This window comes from Streptomyces tatrensis, assembly GCF_049310065.1.
In the GTDB taxonomy this organism is placed as follows: Bacteria; Actinomycetota; Actinomycetes; order Streptomycetales; family Streptomycetaceae; genus Streptomyces.
In genome coordinates this window covers 3,295,200-3,314,950 of the sequence record NZ_JBMDLB010000011.1, presented here as the reverse complement: position 1 = coordinate 3,314,950, position 19,751 = coordinate 3,295,200, and the positions used below count along the sequence as shown (strand labels likewise).

The 19,751-nt window shown below is 70.7% G+C and carries 12 protein-coding genes; 8 read left to right on the top strand and 4 right to left on the bottom strand.

All coding sequences use genetic code 11. The features are described from left to right. Positions 1-136 precede the first annotated feature (136 nt). The gene (locus ACODT5_RS30850) at positions 137-1,564 is read right to left on the bottom strand and encodes an MFS transporter (protein ID WP_422522424.1); all 1,428 of its coding nucleotides are present in this window, start codon (positions 1,562-1,564) and stop codon (positions 137-139) included. 92 nt (positions 1,565-1,656) lie between these two features. Between ACODT5_RS30850 and ACODT5_RS30845 the strand changes: the two genes are divergently transcribed. Then, positions 1,657-2,271, top strand: a complete 615-nt coding sequence (locus ACODT5_RS30845; RefSeq protein WP_422522423.1) for a TetR/AcrR family transcriptional regulator — start codon at positions 1,657-1,659, stop codon at positions 2,269-2,271. A 1,339-nt stretch (positions 2,272-3,610) separates the two neighbouring features. On the opposite strand, the gene rpsT is transcribed toward ACODT5_RS30845, so the two are convergent. Next, entirely contained in the window at positions 3,611-3,877 is a 267-nt protein-coding gene (rpsT, locus tag ACODT5_RS30840; RefSeq protein WP_243334768.1) for a 30S ribosomal protein S20, read from the bottom strand. A gap of 234 nt (positions 3,878-4,111) precedes the next feature. Between rpsT and lepA the strand changes: the two genes are divergently transcribed. The 5 genes from lepA to ACODT5_RS30815 all read left to right on the top strand — a co-directional run bounded on the left by lepA (position 4,112) and on the right by ACODT5_RS30815 (position 15,901). Further along, positions 4,112-5,977, top strand: a complete 1,866-nt coding sequence (gene lepA / locus ACODT5_RS30835; RefSeq protein ID WP_422522422.1) for a translation elongation factor 4 — start codon at positions 4,112-4,114, stop codon at positions 5,975-5,977. Between the two features lie 328 nt (positions 5,978-6,305). Further along, entirely contained in the window at positions 6,306-8,198 is a 1,893-nt protein-coding gene (locus ACODT5_RS30830) for an AMP-dependent synthetase/ligase (RefSeq protein ID WP_422522421.1), read from the top strand. 96 nt (positions 8,199-8,294) lie between these two features. Further along, the gene (locus ACODT5_RS30825) at positions 8,295-13,937 is read left to right on the top strand and encodes an AAA domain-containing protein (protein WP_422522420.1); all 5,643 of its coding nucleotides are present in this window, start codon (positions 8,295-8,297) and stop codon (positions 13,935-13,937) included. A gap of 40 nt (positions 13,938-13,977) precedes the next feature. Then, positions 13,978-15,210, top strand: a complete 1,233-nt coding sequence (gene hemW / locus ACODT5_RS30820) for a radical SAM family heme chaperone HemW (RefSeq protein WP_422522419.1) — start codon at positions 13,978-13,980, stop codon at positions 15,208-15,210. 103 nt (positions 15,211-15,313) lie between these two features. Continuing rightward, on the top strand, positions 15,314-15,901 hold the full coding sequence (locus tag ACODT5_RS30815; RefSeq protein WP_422522418.1) for a Uma2 family endonuclease: 588 nt from the start codon (positions 15,314-15,316) through the stop codon (positions 15,899-15,901). Here ACODT5_RS30815 and ACODT5_RS30810 read toward each other — a convergent pair. Beyond that, positions 15,879-16,688: a DUF3097 domain-containing protein gene (locus ACODT5_RS30810; protein ID WP_422522417.1), complete on the bottom strand. Its 810-nt coding sequence runs from the start codon at positions 16,686-16,688 to the stop codon at positions 15,879-15,881. The two genes, ACODT5_RS30815 and ACODT5_RS30810, sit on opposite strands and share 23 nt — an antisense overlap. A gap of 28 nt (positions 16,689-16,716) precedes the next feature. Further along, a complete protein-coding gene (locus tag ACODT5_RS30805; RefSeq protein WP_422522416.1) occupies positions 16,717-17,442 on the bottom strand; it encodes an MBL fold metallo-hydrolase in 726 nt (241 codons plus the stop codon). 151 nt (positions 17,443-17,593) lie between these two features. Between ACODT5_RS30805 and hrcA the strand changes: the two genes are divergently transcribed. Together hrcA and dnaJ are read left to right on the top strand one after the other, a co-directional pair. Further along, positions 17,594-18,610, top strand: a complete 1,017-nt coding sequence (gene hrcA / locus ACODT5_RS30800; RefSeq protein WP_422522415.1) for a heat-inducible transcriptional repressor HrcA — start codon at positions 17,594-17,596, stop codon at positions 18,608-18,610. Then, positions 18,611-19,747: a molecular chaperone DnaJ gene (dnaJ, locus tag ACODT5_RS30795; protein ID WP_388500559.1), complete on the top strand. Its 1,137-nt coding sequence runs from the start codon at positions 18,611-18,613 to the stop codon at positions 19,745-19,747. The last annotated feature ends 4 nt before the right edge of the window (positions 19,748-19,751 follow it).

Below are 19,751 nucleotides of genomic sequence, written 5' to 3'. Positions count from 1 at the left end.
GCCGGACGGGCTGGGGTGGTGCTGTTCGGGCCTGGATCTCACGCGCCGAACGGGGTGGGTTGGTGCTGTCTGGGCCTGGTGGTCAGGCGCTGGACGGCTGGGGTGGTGCTGTTCGGGCTGGTCCTCGTGGGGTGGGTCAGTGGGCCATTGCGTGGGGGGAGTCGGGGTCGGGGTGGCCCGGGGGGAGGAGGAAGGGGGTGGCCAGGGCCAGGGTCAGGGCCGGGTAGGCGAGGGTCGTGAAGTCGGCCGAGGCCAGGGCGGCTATGGCCAGGGCCGCTCCCAGTTCGTGCGAGGTGCCGACCAGGCCGGAGGCCAGGCCGGTGTGGGCCGGGGCCACTTCGGCGAGGGCCGAGGTCGTGGCGCACACGAATGCCGCGCCGAGTCCGAGGGCCAGTAGGGCGAAGCCGGGGACCAGGCCCGACCAGAGGCCGCCCAGGGGGGTGAGGGCCGCGCCCGCGGCGGCCAGGGTGAACGCCGCCGCGCCGACCGGGCGCCAGCCGAAGCGGGGGAGCAGCCGGGAACCCAGGTGTGCGCCCGCGGTGGCGGCCACCGCCGCCGGGAGGAAGGCCAGCCCGGTGACCAAGGGGCTTCGCCCGAGGGATTGCTGGATGTGCAGGGAGCTCAGGTAGAAGCCGGTCACGAGCAGGCCCGCCGCCCCCAGCATCACCGCGCTGCCGCCCAGCAGGGAGCGCCGTCCCGGCATGGCGGGGGGCATCAGGGGGTTCGTGGAGCGGCGTTGCGTCGCCACCAGGAGGGCCACCGCGGCCAGGGCGCCGAGGGTCGGGAGCCAGGAGCGTTCGGTCAGCCCGTAGACGAGTGCAGCCGCGGCCAGGGTCGGCAGGAGGATCGCAGGCACGTTCACCGGGGTCCGGCGGCCGGGATCCGCCGCGCGGGCGGCGCCGCGGAGCGAGCGGCCGAGCAGGAGCGGGATTCCGAGCAGGGCGAGTACGCCGACGGGCAGGTTGAGGTAGAAGATCCAACGCCAGCCGGGCCCGTCGGTGAGGATCCCGCCGAGCAGCACCCCGAGCGCCGCGCCGGTGCCGCCGATCGCCGCCCAGGCGCCGAGGGCCCGGTGCCGGGCCGGACCCTGGAAGAGGCTTGTGACCAGGGACAGGGCGGCCGGCGAGAGCAGGGCCGCACCGACACCCTGGGCGGAGCGGGCCGCGATCAGCGTGGCTGCGTCCGCCGCCAGTCCGGAGGCCGCCGAGGCGGCGGTGAAGAGGGTCAGCCCGGCCAGGAACGTCCGCACCGCACCGAACCGGTCTGCGAGCCGCCCGCCGGCCAGCAGGAGGGCGCCGAAGAACAGGGTGTACGCCGTGACGACCCAGGTCAGGCCGGGGCCGGAGAGGGAGAGGTCGGCGCCGATGGCGGGGAGGGCGACGTTCACGACGGTGACGTCGGCGATGAGCATGAACTGCGCCAGGCAGAGGAGGGCGAGGAGGGGGCGACGGCGTGGGTGTGGGGGCGGGTTCGGGTGGGAGCTCGGGTGGGGGTGGGAGCTCGAGTGGGGGTGGGCGTCCTGTTTCCGGTCCGGGTTCTGGGGGTGCGGGGCGTGTGAGGGCATGGCGAAGTCGCTCCTAAAATTAACAGTGGTGTTAGGGATTGAGTATGCGGCTTCGTCCGGAGAATGTGAACAGCGGTGTTAAGTTTGTGGGTATGGCTTCCGACGCACCCCGCCCCCGCCGCGCAGACGCCGAGCGGAACTCCGCCGCGATCGTCGACGCGGGCCTGGACTGTTTCCTCGCCGACCCGCAGGCGAGCATGGCCGCCGTCGCCCGCGCCGCCGGAGTCAGCCGCGTCACGCTCTACTCGCACTTCCCGACCCGGGAAGCCCTCCTCGACGCCGCCCTCGACCGGGCCGTCGACGAGGCCGCGGCCGCGCTGGAGGCGCTCGACGGTGAGGAGGGGAGTGCCGAGGAAGCCCTCGGGCTGCTCATCCGCAGCTCGTGGCGGCTCCTCGACCGGCACTCCGCGGTGTTCGCGGCCGTCTCCGCGGCGTTGCCGCCCGAGCGGCTGCGCGAGCGCCATGACCGGATCCTTGCTCCCGTTCGCCGGCTGATCGGCCGCGGCCGGGCGAGCGGCGAGCTGCGTGCCGACCTGTCCGCGGACTGGCTGGTCACGGTCGTCTACAGCCTGGTCCACGCGGCCGCCGCCGAGGTCCAGGCCGGGCGGATGGCGCCTGCCGAGGCGCCGGAGATCCTCACGGCCACCGTCCTCGCCGCCGTCACGGCCCACCCCGCCGCACCCGAAAGGCCCCCGGCGCAGACCTGAGGCGGCCCGCCCCAAGCGGGTTCGGAGCTCCCGTACGCCGCGGGCTCCGTACGGTCGGCAGACCTGGGGAAGTTGAGTGAACCGGACCTCCGAGTCGGGCAGGAACCCCGTGCGGGCCGACTCGGAAGGGGCCGCCCCCGGAGCATCGTGCGGCGGCCCGGAACCCTCACGCCCCCGAGTCCCCGTGCGGCCGGCAGGCCTGGGGCCTGGTTGGTTCGGGGTCTTCTCTGGGCCCTGGGCGGCCGGGGCTGCGAGTGGGCTGGGCCCTGGGCGGGCCGGGCTCCGAGTCCCGTGCGGAGCGGAGCTCCTGTGGGATCCGGCGCTCCGGTCGGCTGGTAGGCCTGGAATCGTGACGACCCGGGGTATTGCCGGGGCTGTTGAGCGGGCCGGAGCCTCGTGCGGGCCGCGTCGTCTGTCCCGTGTGGCCCGGAGTTCTCGTACGGCCCGAGGCTGTGGTCGGCCGGTAGGCCGGGGGCCTTGGTGGTGCCCTGATCGGGTCGGGGCTGCGTGTGGGCCGGGACCCTGGGTGGGGCGCGCCCTGAGGCCTGTGGACCTCGGGGCTCCGGGCGGCCGGTGGGTCGGGGACCTTGACGCTTTGGGGCTTCCCGGAGCCGGCTGAGTGGGACCGGGGCTGCGAACGGGCCGGATGCCTGGGCGGGGCGTCCCTGAGTCCCGTGCGGACCGGGTCTCGCGTGCTGCCCGGCGCTCGGTGCGGCCGGTAAGGCTGGAGTCCTGAGCGGGCCGGGGCTCGGAGCGGGGCGGTCCCGGGGTGGCCCCGGGAGGAGCTCGGTCCCGCAGTGGGCTCGGCCCCGAGCGGGGCGGAGGCCCGTACGGCTCGAGGGTCCCGTATGGCTGGGGCTGGAGGCACATACGGCTCGAGGTCCCGTACGGCTCGAGGTCCCATACGGCCGTGCGGCCCGTGCGGCTCGGGGTTCCGGTACGGCTCGGGGCCCGTGCGGCCTGGGGTTCCCGTGTGTGCCCGAGGGGTGCGCGGGTCAGGGTGCCCGCGTACCCCAGGGCGCCGCGTGTGCCCGGCCCCGGAAGACCACCCGCGTACCCCGGGGCGCCGCGCGTGCCCGGTCCCGGGAGGCCCGGGGGTGCGTGCGGGGCAGGGTGCCCGCGTACCCCGGGGTGCCGATCGCGTCCGGCGGAAGGCCCGGAGGGCCGCATGTCGAAGGCCCCGGCCGCTGCCCTGGGGAAGGGAGGCGGCCGGGGCCTTCGGTTACTTCTGGGGTTGCACCGCACCCGCGTGGCGAACGCTTCGTGTGCGGCGCGGAGTGCCGGTCGGGAGCGGGAGAGAGGGCCCGCTGGTTCCCGGCCCGGCGATCACATCAGGAGCTCAGCCCTGGAGGGAGGCAACCTTGATCGCCAGCGCCGACTTCTTGTTGGCGGCGGCGTTCTTGTGGATGACACCCTTCGAGACGGCCTTGTCGAGCGCGCGGGAAGCGGCGCGGGAAGCCACGGTGGCCTTCTCGACGTCACCGGCGACGACGGCCTCACGGGCCTTGCGGATGGCGGTCTTGAGCGAGGACTTGACGGCCTTGTTGCGAAGGCGAGCCTTCTCGTTCGTCTTGTTGCGCTTGACCTGGGACTTGATGTTCGCCACGAAAGAGCCTTTGCAGGTTCAGAGATTTGATCTTCGGATTGCGTCCCGTAGAGCTAGAGGGCACACGAGACACAGCTGCTCAGGCTACCAGCTGCCGTCCGACCGGCCCAAACCGAGCGCACTCCCCGGTTCATGGGACCATGGGAGTCTGCGTATAGAGCCGAGCAGATCCGACTTCGCGCAGACCGACGCCCACACTTCGTTCCGACTGCGACCCGAGAATCAGGACACTGCGTGCCCGCGATCCCCAGCCACGTGCCCGAGCCGAGCCGTACCGACCCGGCGCTGATCCGCAATTTCTGCATCATCGCGCACATCGACCACGGCAAGTCGACCCTTGCCGACCGGATGCTCCAGCTCACCGGTGTGGTGGACTCGCGGCAGATGCGCGCCCAGTACCTCGACCGCATGGACATCGAGCGTGAGCGCGGCATCACGATCAAGTCCCAGGCGGTCCGGCTGCCCTGGGCGCCGAACACGGGCGAGGACCAGGGCAAGACCCACATCCTCAACATGATCGACACCCCCGGGCACGTCGACTTCACCTATGAGGTCTCGCGCTCCCTGGCGGCGTGCGAGGGCACGGTCCTCCTGGTGGACGCGGCCCAGGGCATCGAGGCGCAGACCCTCGCCAACCTGTACCTGGCGATGGAGAAGGACCTGGCGATCGTCCCGGTCCTGAACAAGATCGACCTGCCGGCCGCCCAGCCGGAGAAGTTCGCCGAGGAGCTCGCGAACCTGGTCGGCTGCCAGCCGGAGGACGTCCTGCGCGTCTCGGCGAAGACCGGTCTCGGCGTGGACGTGCTGCTCGACAAGATCGTCGCCACGGTCCCGGCCCCGGTCGGTCCCAAGGACGCCCCGGCCCGCGCGATGATCTTCGACTCCGTCTACGACTCGTACCGCGGTGTCGTGACGTACGTCCGTGTCATCGACGGCCAGCTCAACAAGCGCGAGCGCATCCGGATGATGTCGACCGGCGCCACGCACGAGCTGCTGGAGATCGGCGTCTCCTCCCCGGAGATGACCCCGGCCGACGGCATCGGCGTCGGCGAGGTGGGCTACATCATCACCGGCGTGAAGGACGTCCGTCAGTCCAAGGTCGGTGACACCATCACCAGCCTGCACAACGGCGCGACCGAGGCCCTCGGCGGCTACAAGGACCCGCGTCCGATGGTCTTCTCGGGCCTGTACCCGCTCGACGGCTCGGACTACCCCGACCTGCGCGAGGCCCTGGACAAGCTCCAGCTCAACGATGCCGCGCTGGTCTACGAGCCGGAGACCTCGGCGGCGCTCGGCTTCGGCTTCCGCGTCGGCTTCCTCGGCCTGCTCCACCTGGACGTGGTGCGCGAGCGCCTGGAGCGCGAGTTCGGGCTCGACCTGATCGCCACCGCGCCGAACGTGGTCTACCGCGTCGTCATGGAGGACGGCAAGGAAGTCTCCGTCACCAACCCGAGCGAGTTCCCCGAGGGCAAGATCTCGGACGTGTTCGAGCCGGTCGTACGGGCCACCCTGCTCGCGCCCTCCGAGTTCATCGGCGCGATCATGGAGCTCTGCCAGCAGCGCCGCGGCACCCTTCTCGGGATGGACTACCTCTCCGAGGACCGGGTCGAGATCCGCTACACGCTGCCGCTCGCGGAGATCGTCTTCGACTTCTTCGACCAGCTGAAGTCGAAGACGCGCGGCTACGCCTCCCTCGACTACGAGCCCACCGGCGAGCAGTCCGGCAGCCTGGTCAAGGTCGACATCCTGCTGCACGGCGACAAGGTCGACGCCTTCTCCGCCGTCTGCCACAAGGACGCCGCCTACGCCTACGGCGTGCGCCTGGTCGCCAAGCTGCGCGAGCTCATCCCGCGGCAGGCCTTCGAGATCCCGATCCAGGCGGCCGTCGGCTCCCGCGTCATCGCCCGCGAGACCATCCGCGCCATCCGCAAGGACGTCCTCGCCAAGTGCTACGGCGGTGACATCTCCCGCAAGCGGAAGCTGCTGGAGAAGCAGAAGGAAGGCAAGAAGCGCATGAAGATGGTCGGCTCCGTGGAGGTCCCGCAGGAGGCCTTCATCGCCGTCCTCTCCAGCGACGAGTCCGGCGGCAAGAAGAAGTAGAAGCAGTAGAAACAGTAGAAGAAGTAGTAGTCGCAGTGTGATGAGAACGCGATGAAGAGGCAGGCCCCCGTGCTCCGGCGCGGGGGCCTGCTCCGTCCCCGTGCGCGGGCACCGTGGAGCGCGGGCTCCGCTTCGTTATGAATCGGCGCCCCAAGGGCTCTTACGCGCCAGGCGGAGGGCCCCTAGTCTGATCACTGCTCGTTGGTTACTCGCCAGTTTTCTTGGTCGGATGCGGCCAAGCCCTGACTCAGCCACCCACCCCGACTCGTCACCCCGTCAGTCCCGCCTTGTGACGAGACAGGCCTGCCGCGTGGTCCGGAGGATGTCCGTGAGCGACACACAGACCTTGATCGAGAACCGCCCGCCCACTGTGGCGACCCTCTTCCTGGAGCGTGTCGCCGCCACGCCCAACGGCGAGGCCTACCGCTATCCCGTACCCGCCGCGGACGGGCAGGGCGGCCCCGACGACTGGAAGTCGCTCAGCTGGGGCCAGGCCGCCGAGCGGGTCTTCGCCATCGCGGCCGGGATCATCGACCTCGGGATCCAGTCGGAGCAGCGCGTCGCGCTCGCCTCCAACACCCGGGTGGAGTGGATCCTCGCGGACCTCGGCGTGATGTGCGCCGGCGGCGCCGTGACCACCATCTACCCGAGCACGAACGCCGAGGAGTCGGCGTTCATCCTGTCCGACTCCGAGAGCCGGATACTGATCGCCGAGGACGCAACCCAGCTGGCCAAGGCCCGCGAGCGGCGCGCCGACCTGCCCCACCTCGCCCACGTGGTGGTCCTCGAGGCCGCCGACGCGGTCGCCGTCGACGGCGACCCCGAGGGCTGGGTGCTGTCCCTCGCCGACCTGGAGGCGCGCGGCCGCGAGTACCTGGCCAAGCACCCCGAGGCGGTCAAGGAGCGGATCGCGGCCATCACCGCGGACCAGCTCGCCACGCTCATCTACACCTCCGGCACCACCGGGCGTCCCAAGGGCGTGCGGCTGCCGCACGACAACTGGTCGTACATGGCCAAGGCCACCGTCGCCACCGGCCTGATCACCAAGGACGACGTCCAGTACCTCTGGCTGCCGCTCGCGCACGTCTTCGGCAAGGTGCTCACCTCCGGCCAGATCGAGGTCGGTCACGTCACCGCCGTCGACGGCCGGATCGACAAGATCATCGAGAACCTGCCGATCGTGCAGCCGACCTACATGGCGGCCGTCCCGCGCATCTTCGAGAAGGTCTACAACGGCGTGGCCGCCAAGGCCCGGGCCGCCGGCGGAGCCAAGTACAAGATCTTCCAGTGGTCGGTCGGCGTGGCCCGCGAGTACGCCAAGGTCACCCAGGACAACTTCCGCCGCACCGGCAACGCCACCGCCCCGCTCGGCCTCTCCACCAAGCACAAGATCGCCGACGCGCTCGTCTACTCCAAGCTCCGCGAGGCCTTCGGCGGCAACCTGCGCGCCGCCGTCTCCGGCGCCTCCGCCCTCGCCCCCGACATCGGCTACTTCTTCTCCGGCGCGGGCATCCACATCCTGGAGGGCTACGGGCTCACCGAGTCCAGCGCCGCCTCCTTCGTCAACCCCGGCGAGGCCTACCGCACCGGCACCGTCGGCAAGCCGCTCCCCGGCACCGAGGTCCGCATCGCCGACGACGGCGAGGTGCTGCTGCGCGGCCCCGGCATCATGCAGGGCTACCACGGGCAGCCCGAGAAGACCGCCGAGGTGCTGGAGGCCGACGGCTGGCTGCACACGGGCGACATCGGCGAACTCTCCGCCGACGGCTACCTGCGCATCACCGACCGCAAGAAGGACCTGATCAAGACCTCGGGCGGCAAGTACGTCGCCCCGGCGGAGATCGAGGGCCGGTTCAAGGCGCTCTGCCCCTACGTCTCCAGCATCGTCGTCCACGGGGCCGACCGGAACTTCTGCTCCGCCCTCATCGCCCTCGACGAGCCCTCCATCCTGGTCTGGGCCGCCGAGAACGGCCTGGAGGGCAAGACGTACTCCCAGGTCCTGGCCGCCCCCGAGACGAACCGGCTCATCGAGACGTACGTCCAGACCCTCAACGAGGGCCTCCAGCGCTGGCAGACGGTCAAGAAGTTCCGCCTCCTGCCGCGCGACCTCGACGTGGAGCACGGGGACCTCACCCCGAGCCTCAAGCTGAAGCGGCCGGTCGTCGAGCGCGAGTTCAAGCACCTCATCGAGGAGATGTACGAGGGCTCGCGCGAGGCGTGAGCGTCCGGGGGGCGGACATATCTGATCCACGATCACGGCAGGCGCGTAGGATTCGCCCACTCTTTCCGCGACTGCCGTGTGATCAGCGAGGTACCTGTGTCCGTCCCCGCCGGTGTCCCTGAGGACATGGCCCGCGTAAGGCAGATTTTCCGCTATCTCGCGGAGGTGGGTGAGAGCCGGACCAAGCCGGTGCGCCATCACGACGGCGCCCGTCATCTTCTTTGGTTCAGCGATCTACCCCAGCAGTTCGCCTCGTTCCTGGTGGAAGCGGTGCCGGGAGGCACGCCTCTGTGGCTCGCGGCCCAGCGCCCGGTTCGGCCGGACGCACCTGCTCCGTCGAGCCTCCTCGCCCCCTGGCTGAACCCTGCCGAGGTGCGGGACTCGGACCGGACCACTGCTCCCGCCCTGCGCGAGCAGGCGGATCTCAGGGTCGTGACGGTCCCCGTCGGCGGCGACGCACAGTCCGACCGCACGCCTGTCGCTCTTGATGCCTTCCATAGGCGGGACGAGTTGCTTCCCGAACACCGGGCCTGGACGGCTCGCTGGCTGCGCTGGGCGGAACACGACCGTGCGGTAAAGCCGGCCGCGCGAGTGTACGACCGGCTCTACCGCATTCACGAGGACGTCACCGATCTCGGAGAGAGCTACGAACTCGTTGTCGGGATCGGCTACCTGACCTGGAGCTCCAGTGGGGAGGCCGTCCGGCGTCATCTGATCACCTGCCGCGCGGTGATCGCCCTCGACCCCGAGACGGGCACCATCTCGGTCGGCCCTGACCCGGAGCACGGCGCGCCCACGCTCGAGGAATCCATGCTCGACGCCGAGCAGAAGGCTCGCGCCCAGACCAGGGAAAGCATCCGCGAGGACTTGGAGGCGGTGGACACCACCGATCCGGATCAACAGGAGGTCCTGCACCAGGCACTCAGGACCTGGGTCATCGCCGCCCACGAGGCGGGACGGTACGAGAGCGGCGCGGCCCAGCACAGTGCGGCAGGCGGCAGGTCGGTGCCCGTGGTCAGCTTCGCGCCGGCGCTCGTCCTCCGTGAACGCACCCGCCGCAGCATGCTCGAAGCGCTTCAGGGCGTGGCGACCCGCATCGAGCAGGGGGCCGAACCGACCCGGCTGCTACGGGCCATCGCGGGATCTGGGGCTTCGGCACCGTTCGAGGCGGGCCACGACGCAGGGCCGGGCCCCGGCGCTGACAGAGCCGGGCCGCAAGAGCTCTACTTCGCTCTGCCCTCCAACGACGAACAGCGGACGATCGCCGAACGGATGCGCGACAGGGACCTGGTGGTCGTGCAGGGGCCTCCCGGTACTGGCAAGACCCACACGATTGCCAATCTCGTCACCGATCTACTCGCGCACGGCCAGCGCGTGCTGATTACCAGCCACACGGCAAGGGCGTTGAAGGTACTCAAGGACAAACTGCCGGAATCGGTACGCGAACTCTGCGTCAGCCGCACGGACGATCTCACCGCCCAGCAGGAACTCGAGCAGTCGATCAGGGCGATCCTGCACCGGCAAGGCGAGTTCTCCGCACACACGTACACGCGCGCGATCCAGAACCACGAGGCGAAACTCCACTCTGCCCGATCGAGCCAGGCATCCGCGCTGAAGAACCTCCGCGCCCTGCGGGAGCGGGAGACCTACCAGCACAGTGCTGATATCGGCGACTACCAGGGCACCCTGGCTCGCATTGCCCAGCGACTCAACGAGGAACGGCCGCGCTTCGAGTGGATCGGAGCTGTCCCTGGCACCGAACCGCTCGTCGATGGTCCGTTGCTGACGGATCTACGCAGGGCGTCCCTCGCGTTCACCGCGCACCACCGGCGTCTCGCGGCCTCCGTGACCGCCCGGCTGCCCGAACCGGCGATGCTGCTCTCCGGGGCGGAATTCGCGGCTGCGGTCGAGTCGGTGCGGGCGGCCGAGGCCGATCTGGGGCTCTTGCGGCAAGACCCGCTCTCCGCCCGCCTCGACGACGCGATCTCGGGGCTCACTCTGGCCGCACAGGAGCGACTGGCTACTGCATTGGAAGCTTTCGCGGCTGCGGTGGCTACCACGGCCGACGAGCCGACACCGTGGCTCGCCGCCCTGCGTGACGAGGTACTGGCAGGCCGCGACCTGCAGCTGAGGGACCGGCTCGAACGGGAGGCCGCAGCGCTGGACGAGGCGCAGGCTTCGGCCTCCGCGCTGGGCTCCGTACTCGTCAGTGGGCTGGAGGAGTACGACGTACCCGGCGCTCTCGGCCTGGCCACGGTCCTGCGGGACTCCTTTGCCGCGGGCGAGAAGCTCCGGGGACCGCTGGGGATGAAGACCAGGCTCCGCAAGGCGGTGGGGGACTTCCCCGAGACGGCGCGGGTCGACGGCCAGCCCCTGCAGACGGCGGCCGCCGCCGAGATCGTGCTCCATCGGATCCGGTTGGAGCGGAACCTGCAGGACACCGAGAACGAAAGCGGTGCACCCGACTCCGCATGGCAGCCGCACGCCCGGCGTCTTACCCTGCTGCGCCAGAATGTTGTCACGCTCACCCGTTTCGGCGACCTGGCCGACCGCCGCAGCGAGGTGGTCCAGGCTGCAGTTGCAGCGCCCGGACTGGCCGGGATGGCCTGGCAGGACGGGATGCGCCTCGGCACGGCCAGGAGCCTCCTGAGGGCCCACTCGACACGGCGAGCAGCACAGGTCCCGCGCGAAAGGCTTGCGGACACCCTCGCGGCCTTGCGTGACGCGGCACATCGCAGAGGTGCGGCGGCCGCGCTGGACCGGGCCCGCGAGGCTGCCGAAGCCCGCGACACCAAGGCGTACGCCGAGGCGATCGACGAGGTCGACGAGCTGCGCAACGCCCTGGCGCGCAAGCGTGACTGCGACGACGCCTACTCGGCCGTCGCGGAACACTTGCCGGAACTCGCCGACAGGATCGAGTCAGATGCCGAGTCCGCCCACTGGGACACCAGGCTGCCGGACTACGAGGCGGCGTGGGCCTGGGCGGCGTGGGACGCCCGGATGCGCGAACTCACCGACCCGGCGGCAGAGGCGAAGGAACTCGCCCTGCTTGCCCAGGCCGATGCCGACATCCGTATCAGCCTCGAGCGACTCGCCGCGGACAAGGCCTGGTACAGCTGCCTGTCCCGTCTTACCGATGACCAGGCTGTCGCCCTCACCTCCTACCAGCAGAGCGTCAAAAGGCTGGGCAAGGGCACCGGCAAATACGCGCCCCGATACCGTCGGCAGGCCCGGGAGAGCTTGCAGGCCAGTCAGTCGGCGGTCCCTGCCTGGATCATGCCGCTCCATCAGGTGACCGACACCGTTCCGATGGACCGGGCCGGGCGCTTCGACGTCGTCATCATCGACGAGGCGAGCCAGTCGGGGCCGGAGGCCCTGTTGCTGGCCTGGCTCGGCGCAAAGATCATCGTGGTGGGCGATGACAAACAGGTCAGCCCCGCCAATGTCGGTATCGACCACGAAGAGTTGTTCCTGCTGCAGAGCAGGCTGCTCAGCGGACTGCCGGATTTCCGCCGGAACCTGTTCACACCGACCGCCAGTTTCTTTGACATCGCCTCCGGCCTTGCGGGCGGCCGTGGCCGCCTGATGCTGCGCGAGCACTTCCGCTGCATGCCGGAGATCATCGGCTTCTCCAACGAGCTCTGCTACGGAGGACGGCTGCAGCCGTTGCGTCAGTACGGCGCCGAGAGGCTGACACCCCTGCGAGCCGTCCACGTGGCCGAGGGATATGTGGAAGGCAGCGGCCAGAAGCAGATCAACCGGGCAGAGGCGGAGCAGCTGGTCGAGACGGTGTTCCGGTGCGTCGGGGATCCGGCGTACGAGGGGCGCACGATGGGCGTCATCACGCTGCTCGGCGCCGCGCAGAAATTCCTGATCGAGGATCTGCTGAGCGACCTCCCGCTGGACGAGCGTCAGCGGCGTCGGCTGCGCGTGGGCAATGCCGAGGAGTTCCAGGGCGACGAGCGGGATGTCGTCTTCATCAGCGCAGTGACTTCACTGACCGGCCCGGAAGGGCCCCGCCGCGTCGGCCCGTACAGCAACACACTGGCACAGCAGCACATCAATGTGGCGGCCTCCCGCGCCCGTGACCAGGTGTGGCTCTTTCACAGCTTCGGGCTCTCCGAGCTCGGGGAATCCGATCTGCGGCGGGCCTACCTGGACTGGTTCTCGCGGCCTGCCGAGGTTCAGGACGGTGCGGGTCTCGGAGAGGTGTCGCCCGACCAGCCGCATGACGCGTTCGACAGCCTCTTCGAGCAGCGTGTGTTCCTCGCGCTGCGGGCCAGGGGTTACCGGGTCCGGCCGCAGTATCCGGCCGGCCGTTACCGGATCGACCTGGTGGTGGAGGGCGGCACCCGCCGAATGGCGGTGGAGTGCGACGGCGACGCGTTCCACACGGAAGAGAACGCAGACGCCGATGCCGCACGGCAGCGCGAGTTGGAGCGGGTCGGCTGGACCTTCGTACGGATCAGAGGCAGCCGGTTCTTCCTCGACCCGGAAAAGGCGCTCGAGCCCCTGTGGGCGGAGCTGGACCGGCTCGGCATTGAGACTGCGGCCCGGAGCGACGCACGTGTGCCGACGGACTCTGCAGCCGCGCGAGTCGTCGTACCGGCGCCGTCCGTAGCTCCTTCCCGGCAGGAAGCCGTACGGGCTCCGGAGCGTGTCCGCACCGCTGCGTCGGCGAACGCCGAGGCTGATGGACCCGTACCCGCCGGGCGGGGGACGGCCGCAGCGGGTGCCCGGACTGGGCAGCCCCGGGAAGCGGCCGGGCAGGAGACTGGTGCACCGGTCGCCTGGACGCTGGATCCACATGGCTTCCGGACGGTGGCCTGGCTCCAGCGCTCCGAGGTCAACACCGCTCAGCACGCACTCAGCATGCGCCGTACCGTCCCCAACACCGAGGAGCCGACCGGCAGGGCCCGATTCCTCGGGGACACGGGACCTGAAGGCGAGGATGCCGTGGAGGTGATCCGGGACCGCGTGTCCCTCATCCGTCTCACCCGGCACGAGGTGCAGGCCGCAGTCAGGGCCAGCATCGCGAGGACTGACATTCCCGTACTGGTGTCCGGCCGGCAGACGGCCATCATCCGATATCACAACGGTCGATCGGCCGAGGGGTTCCGCCAGGGAGCCCCGATAGAGCTCTTGCGCCCCGCGCATTCTGAAGCCGGGCCGGCCGAGCGCACGATGAAGACTGTCCCGCCGCAACCGCGGAGCACACAACGCCCGGCCGCGCAGGCCGCGCCCGCCGTTTCTCCCGTGCCGGCCGTGAGCCGAGACCGGCGGATCAAGGCCCACGGGATCTCCCTGGCCGCCTATCGCCGGGTCCAGAAGGAGCTCGACAGGATCCGGGACGAGCTTGAGAAGCCGCCGCCGGAGGTCGTAGCTGTCGACAGCTCGTCATGGCACGCTCAACAAGGAGCCCGGGAGAAGCGCGAGAGCCTGCTGGAGGACCGCAAGGACTTCCTCCGTACCGTTCTGGACCAGGCAGAGGTCGACACGGCGGCCGACGAGGGCGGCCTCGTCACCCCAGGCTGCCTCGTGGGTCTGGAGGACACGGACCAAGAAGACGGCATTACGATCTATGAGATTGCCCTCAACCCGAGCGGCGAAGTCGAGCGGCTGAGTCCGTACTCGGCCCTCGGCCTGGCGCTGATGTGGCGAGAGGTCGGTGACACCGTTGAATGCGTCACCGAAGAAGGAGTACGGCTGAGAGTGATCATCCGTTTCGTCGACGGGTGACGTGACCGGGCCGCCTCGTGCGGTGCGGGATGATGGCGGTATGCCTTCCGCACTGCCCGACGGTGAACCCATGCCCGAAGACGGCTCGCTGCCGCTCCACGCCCTTGCGGGAGCCGGGGAGCGGCCGCTCGGGTTCTACCTGCACGTTCCGTACTGCGCCACGCGCTGCGGGTACTGCGACTTCAACACCTACACGGCCACCGAGCTGCGGGGCACCGGCGGTGTGCTCGCCTCCCGGGAGAACTACGCCGACACCCTGATCGACGAGGTCAGGCTGGCGCGCAAGGTCCTCGGGGACGACCCCAGGGCCGTACGGACCGTCTTCGTGGGCGGCGGCACGCCCACGCTGCTGCCCGCCGGCGACCTCGTACGGATGCTCGCGGCGATCCGCGAGGAATTCGGGCTGGCCGAGGACGCCGAGGTCACCACCGAGGCCAATCCGGAGTCGGTGAACCCGGAGTACCTGGCGGAGCTGCGCGCGGGCGGTTTCAACCGGATCTCCTTCGGCATGCAGAGCGCCAAGCAGCACGTCCTGAAGGTGCTCGACCGTACGCACACCCCCGGGCGGCCCGAGGCCTGCGTCGCGGAGGCGCGGGCGGCGGGCTTCGAGCACGTGAACCTGGACCTGATCTACGGGACGCCGGGGGAATCGGACGAGGACTGGCGCGCGTCGCTGTCGGCGGCGCTCGGCGCCGGGCCCGATCACATCAGCGCCTACGCGCTGATCGTGGAGGAGGGCACCCAGCTCGCGCGGCGGATCCGGCGGGGCGAGGTCCCGATGACGGACGACGACGTCCACGCGGACCGGTACCTGATCCTGGACTCGGTGATGGCCGACGCGGGGTACTCCTGGTACGAGGTCTCGAACTGGGCCACCTCCGAGGCCGGGCGCTGCCTGCACAACGAGCTGTACTGGCGCGGGGCCGACTGGTGGGGGGCCGGGCCCGGAGCGCACTCGCACGTGGGCGGGGTGCGGTGGTGGAACGTGAAGCACCCCGGTGCGTATGCCGCCGCGCTGGCGGAGGGGCGCTCGCCCGGGGCGGGGCGTGAGCTCCTCTCGGAGGAGGACCGGCGGGTGGAGCGGATCCTGCTGGAGCTCCGGCTCGTGGACGGCGTCCCGCTGTCCCTGCTGGCCCCGGCGGGCCTCGCGGCGGCCGGGCGGGCCCTGGGGGACGGGCTGCTGGAGCCGGACCCGTACGAGGCCGGACGGGCCGTCCTGACCCTGCGGGGGCGGCTGCTGGCCGACGCCGTCGTCCGCGACCTCGTGGACTGACCACTCGGGGGAGTGAATCCGGGCGGAATCGGGACGCGCCTGCCTATCCTGTTCCTAGGCTGCCACCGTAAGCGACGGCGGCAGGATGCGGAGGACCACGGAGATGACCGCTGTGGATGACCGGCTGATCACGGATGCCGCGCAAGTCTTCGAGGACTTCGAGGTCCCGGAGGGCTTCAAGGCCGAACTCCTCAGGGGGGACATCGTGATGATGGCCGGGCCGGACCGGGTCCACAACAGGATCGTGCTGTCCGTGCTGTACCAGATTCCGCGCGACCGGTGGGAGTCGCTCCAGACCCAGGACATCGCGATCCCCGGCGAAACCAGCGAACCCCAGCCGGACCTCGTGGTGCTGGAGAACGGCAGTGAGCCGGGTCCCGGGCGCCTCATCCCCGCCCCGGCCGTGGCGATGCTGGTCGAGGTCGTGTCCAAGAACAGCGGGGTTGCCGACTACGGCATCAAGCGCTCGATGTACGCGGCCGGTCGGGTCCCCGCCTACCTGATCATCGATCCCTTCGAGGCGGAATGCCTGCTCCTCACGGAGCCGGCCGGGACCGGTGAGGAAGCGGACTACAAGGTCGAGCGAAGGGTGGGGTTCGGAGACCCCGTCCCCCTGGAGATCCTGGACGTCAAGCTGGACACCAGTGAGTTCGGCACCCTCCCGAAGTTCAAGCGGTACCACCGGCAGTAACGAAGTCGATCAGCTCCTCGACGCGGCCCAGCAGGGTGGGCTCCAGGTCCTTGTACGAGGTCACGCGGGACAGGATGTGCTGCCAGGCGGCTCCGGTGTTCTCCGGCCAGCCCAGGGCCCGGCAGATGCCCGTCTTCCAGTCCTGGCCGGGCGGGATCACCGGCCAGGCGCGGATGCCGAGGGCCGAGGGCTTCACCGCCTGCCAGACGTCCACGTACGGGTGTCCCACGATCAGGACGTGCGGGGAGGTCACGGAGGCGGCGATGCGGGACTCCTTGGAGCCCGGGACCAGGTGGTCCACCAGGATGCCCAGGCGGGCGTCGGCCGCGGGGGCGAAGTCGGCGACCACGGACGGGAGGTCGTCGATGCCTTCCAGGTACTCCACCACGACGCCCTCGATCCGCAGGTCGTCGCCCCAGACCCGTTCGACCAGTTCGGCGTCGTGGCGGCCCTCCACGTAGATCCGGCCCGCCCTGGCCACCCGCGCGCGGGCACCTGGGACGGCGAGGGAGCCCGAGGCCGTACGGGCCGGGGCGGCCGGCCCCCGGGCCGGGCGGGTCAGGGTCACCACCGCGCCGTCCAGGAGGAAGGCGCGGGGTTCGAGGGGGAAGACGCGCCGCTTGCCGAAGCGGTCCTCCAGGGTGACCGTGCCCGCCTCGCAGGCCACCACCGCGCCGCAGAAGTCCGTACCCGCCACCTCGACCACCAGATCGGGATCGGCCGGCACCTCCGGTACGGGCTTGGCGCGCTTCCACTGCGGGGTCAGGTCGGGGGAGTACTCACGCATCCGGCCGAGGGTAGGAGAGCGGGCCGCCTCAGGTGTCCGACACGCCGAAACGGGCGGCCAGTGTGTCGCGTTGGGCACGTACGAAGGCCGCGTCGACCACCGCTCCGTGACCCGGTACGTACAGAGCGTCGTCCCCGCCCAGGGAGAGGAGCCGGTCCAGGGCCGCCGGCCACTGCCCGGTCACCGCGTCCGGACCGGCCTGCGGCTCGCCCGATTCCTCGACCAGGTCGCCGCAGAAGACCACCTCGCGGGCACCGGGCACGAAGACGGCCAGATCGTGCCCGGAGTGCCCGGGCCCCACGTTCGCCAGCAGTACCTGCAGCCCGCCGAGGTCGAGGGTCCACTCGCCCGACACCAGGTGCCGGGGGACCACCAGCAGGTCCGCCGCCTCGGCCGCCTCGGCCTCCGGCAGGCCTTGGCGGACCGCGTCCTCGCGCAGCTCCTCCCGGCCCGTCGAGAGCACGGCGTCCAGCCCGACCGCGCCGTAGACCTCCGCCCCCGCGAAGGCCGCGCCGCCCAGTACGTGGTCGAAATGTCCGTGTGTGAATGCGAGATGGGTCACGCGCCGCCCCGCCAGCCCCTCCGCCTCGGCCCGCACCAGCGAGCCCTCCCGCAGGGAGGACCCGGGGTCGATCAGGAGGGCGGAATCCTCGCCCAGCACCAGTCCCACGGTGCAGTCCCACACCGGCAGCCGCTTGCGGCCGGTCCGTTCTGTGAGCTGTTCCCAGCCCGCCTCTTCCCAACGCACGTCCATGCCGCGACGCTACCTTGGCGGGCCGCCCTTGCTACGGGTGTACCAGCCCGCCGTACACTGACCGGGGGATCTCTGGCACTCGAACGCTCAGAGTGCCAGCAGGCAGAGCCTGCCGAAGCCGCGAACGACGGAAACGATGGAGGTGTGCGCGATGCTCAGCGAACGCAGACTCGAAGTGCTGCGCGCCATCGTCCAGGACTACGTCGGGACGGAGGAGCCGGTCGGCTCCAAGGCGCTCACCGAGCGGCACCGGCTCGGCGTCTCGCCCGCCACCGTGCGCAACGACATGGCCGTGCTGGAGGACGAGGGCTACATCGCCCAGCCCCACACCAGCGCCGGCCGGATCCCCACCGACAAGGGCTACCGCCTCTTCGTCGACAAGCTGGCGGGGGTCAAACCGCTGTCGACGCCCGAGCGCCGGGCCATCCAGAACTTCCTCGACGGGGCCGTGGACCTCGACGACGTCGTCGGCCGCACGGTACGGCTGCTCGCGCAGCTCACCCGGCAGGTCGCCGTCGTCCAGTACCCGTCGCTGACCCGCTCCACCGTCCGGCACGTCGAGCTGCTCGCGCTGGCCCCGGCCCGCCTGATGCTCGTCCTGATCACGGACACCGGACGGGTCGAGCAGCGGCTCGTCGACTGCCAGACCCCCTTCGGGGAGGCCTCGCTCGCGGACCTGCGGGCCCGCCTCAACAGCCGTGTCGTCGGCCGCCGGTTCACCGACGTGCCGCCGCTGGTGCAGGACCTTCCGGAATCCTTCGAGAGCGAGGACCGGGTGACGGTGAAGGCCGTCCTCGACACCCTCCTCGAAACGCTGGTCGAGGAGGCGGAGGAGCGGCTGATGATCGGCGGCACCGCCAACCTCACCCGCTTCGGACACGATTTTCCCCTGACGATCAGGCCGGTGCTCGAAGCGCTGGAGGAGCAGGTCGTGCTCCTCAAGCTGCTGGGCGAGGCCAGTGAGTCGGGAATGGCCGTAAAGATCGGGCATGAGAACGCCTACGAGGGACTGAACTCCACGTCCGTCGTCTCGGTCGGCTACGGTTCGGGCGGCGAAGCAGTCGCCAAACTCGGCGTGGTCGGACCGACCCGCATGGACTACCCCGGAACGATGGGAGCGGTACGCGCAGTGGCACGTTACGTCGGACAGATCCTGGCGGAGTCGTAAGTGGCCACGGACTACTACGCCGTTCTCGGCGTGCGCCGCGACGCATCGCAGGACGAGATCAAGAAGGCATTCCGGCGGCTCGCGCGCGAGCTGCACCCGGATGTGAATCCCGATCCCAAGACGCAAGAGCGTTTCAAGGAGATCAACGCCGCCTACGAGGTCCTCTCGGACCCGCAGAAGAAGCAGGTCTTCGACCTCGGTGGCGACCCCCTGTCCTCCTCGGGCGGCGGCGGAGCCGGCGGCTTCGGAGCGGGTGGCTTCGGCAACTTCTCCGACATCATGGACGCCTTCTTCGGCCAGTCCTCGCAGCGCGGACCGCGCTCGCGGACCCGCCGCGGCCAGGACGCCATGATCCGCCTCGATCTGGAACTGGACGAGGCCGCCTTCGGCACGACCAAGGACATCCAGGTCGACACGGCCATCGTCTGCACCACCTGCTCCGGCGAAGGCGCCGCCCCCGGCACCTCGGCGCAGACCTGCGACATGTGCCGCGGCCGCGGTGAGGTCTCGCAGGTCACCCGGTCCTTCCTGGGCCAGGTCATGACCTCGCGCCCCTGCCCGCAGTGCCAGGGCTTCGGCACCGTGGTCCCGACCCCGTGCCCCGAGTGCGCGGGCGACGGCCGGGTCCGCTCCCGCCGCAGCCTCACCGTCAAGATCCCGGCGGGCGTCGAGAACGGCACCCGCATCCAGCTCGCGGGCGAGGGCGAGGTCGGTCCCGGCGGCGGCCCCGCCGGCGACCTGTACGTGGAGATCCACGAGCTGCCGCACCCGACCTTCCAGCGGCGCGGGGACGACCTGCACTGCACGGTCACCATCCCGATGACCGCGGCCTCCCTGGGCACCAAGTGCCCGCTGGAGACGCTGGACGGCCTGGAGGAGATCGACATCCGGCCCGGCACCCAGTCCGGCCAGGCGATCCCCCTGCACGGCCGGGGCGTCACGCACCTGCGCGGCGGCGGTCGCGGCGACCTGATCGTCCACGTCGAGGTCACCACCCCCAGCAAGCTGGACCCGGCGCAGGAGGACCTGCTGCGCCAGCTGGCGAAGCTGCGCGGCGAGGAGCGGCCGCTCGGCCAGTTCGCGCCGGGCCAGCAAGGCCTGTTCAGCCGCCTGAAGGACGCCTTCAACGGGCGCTGAGCCG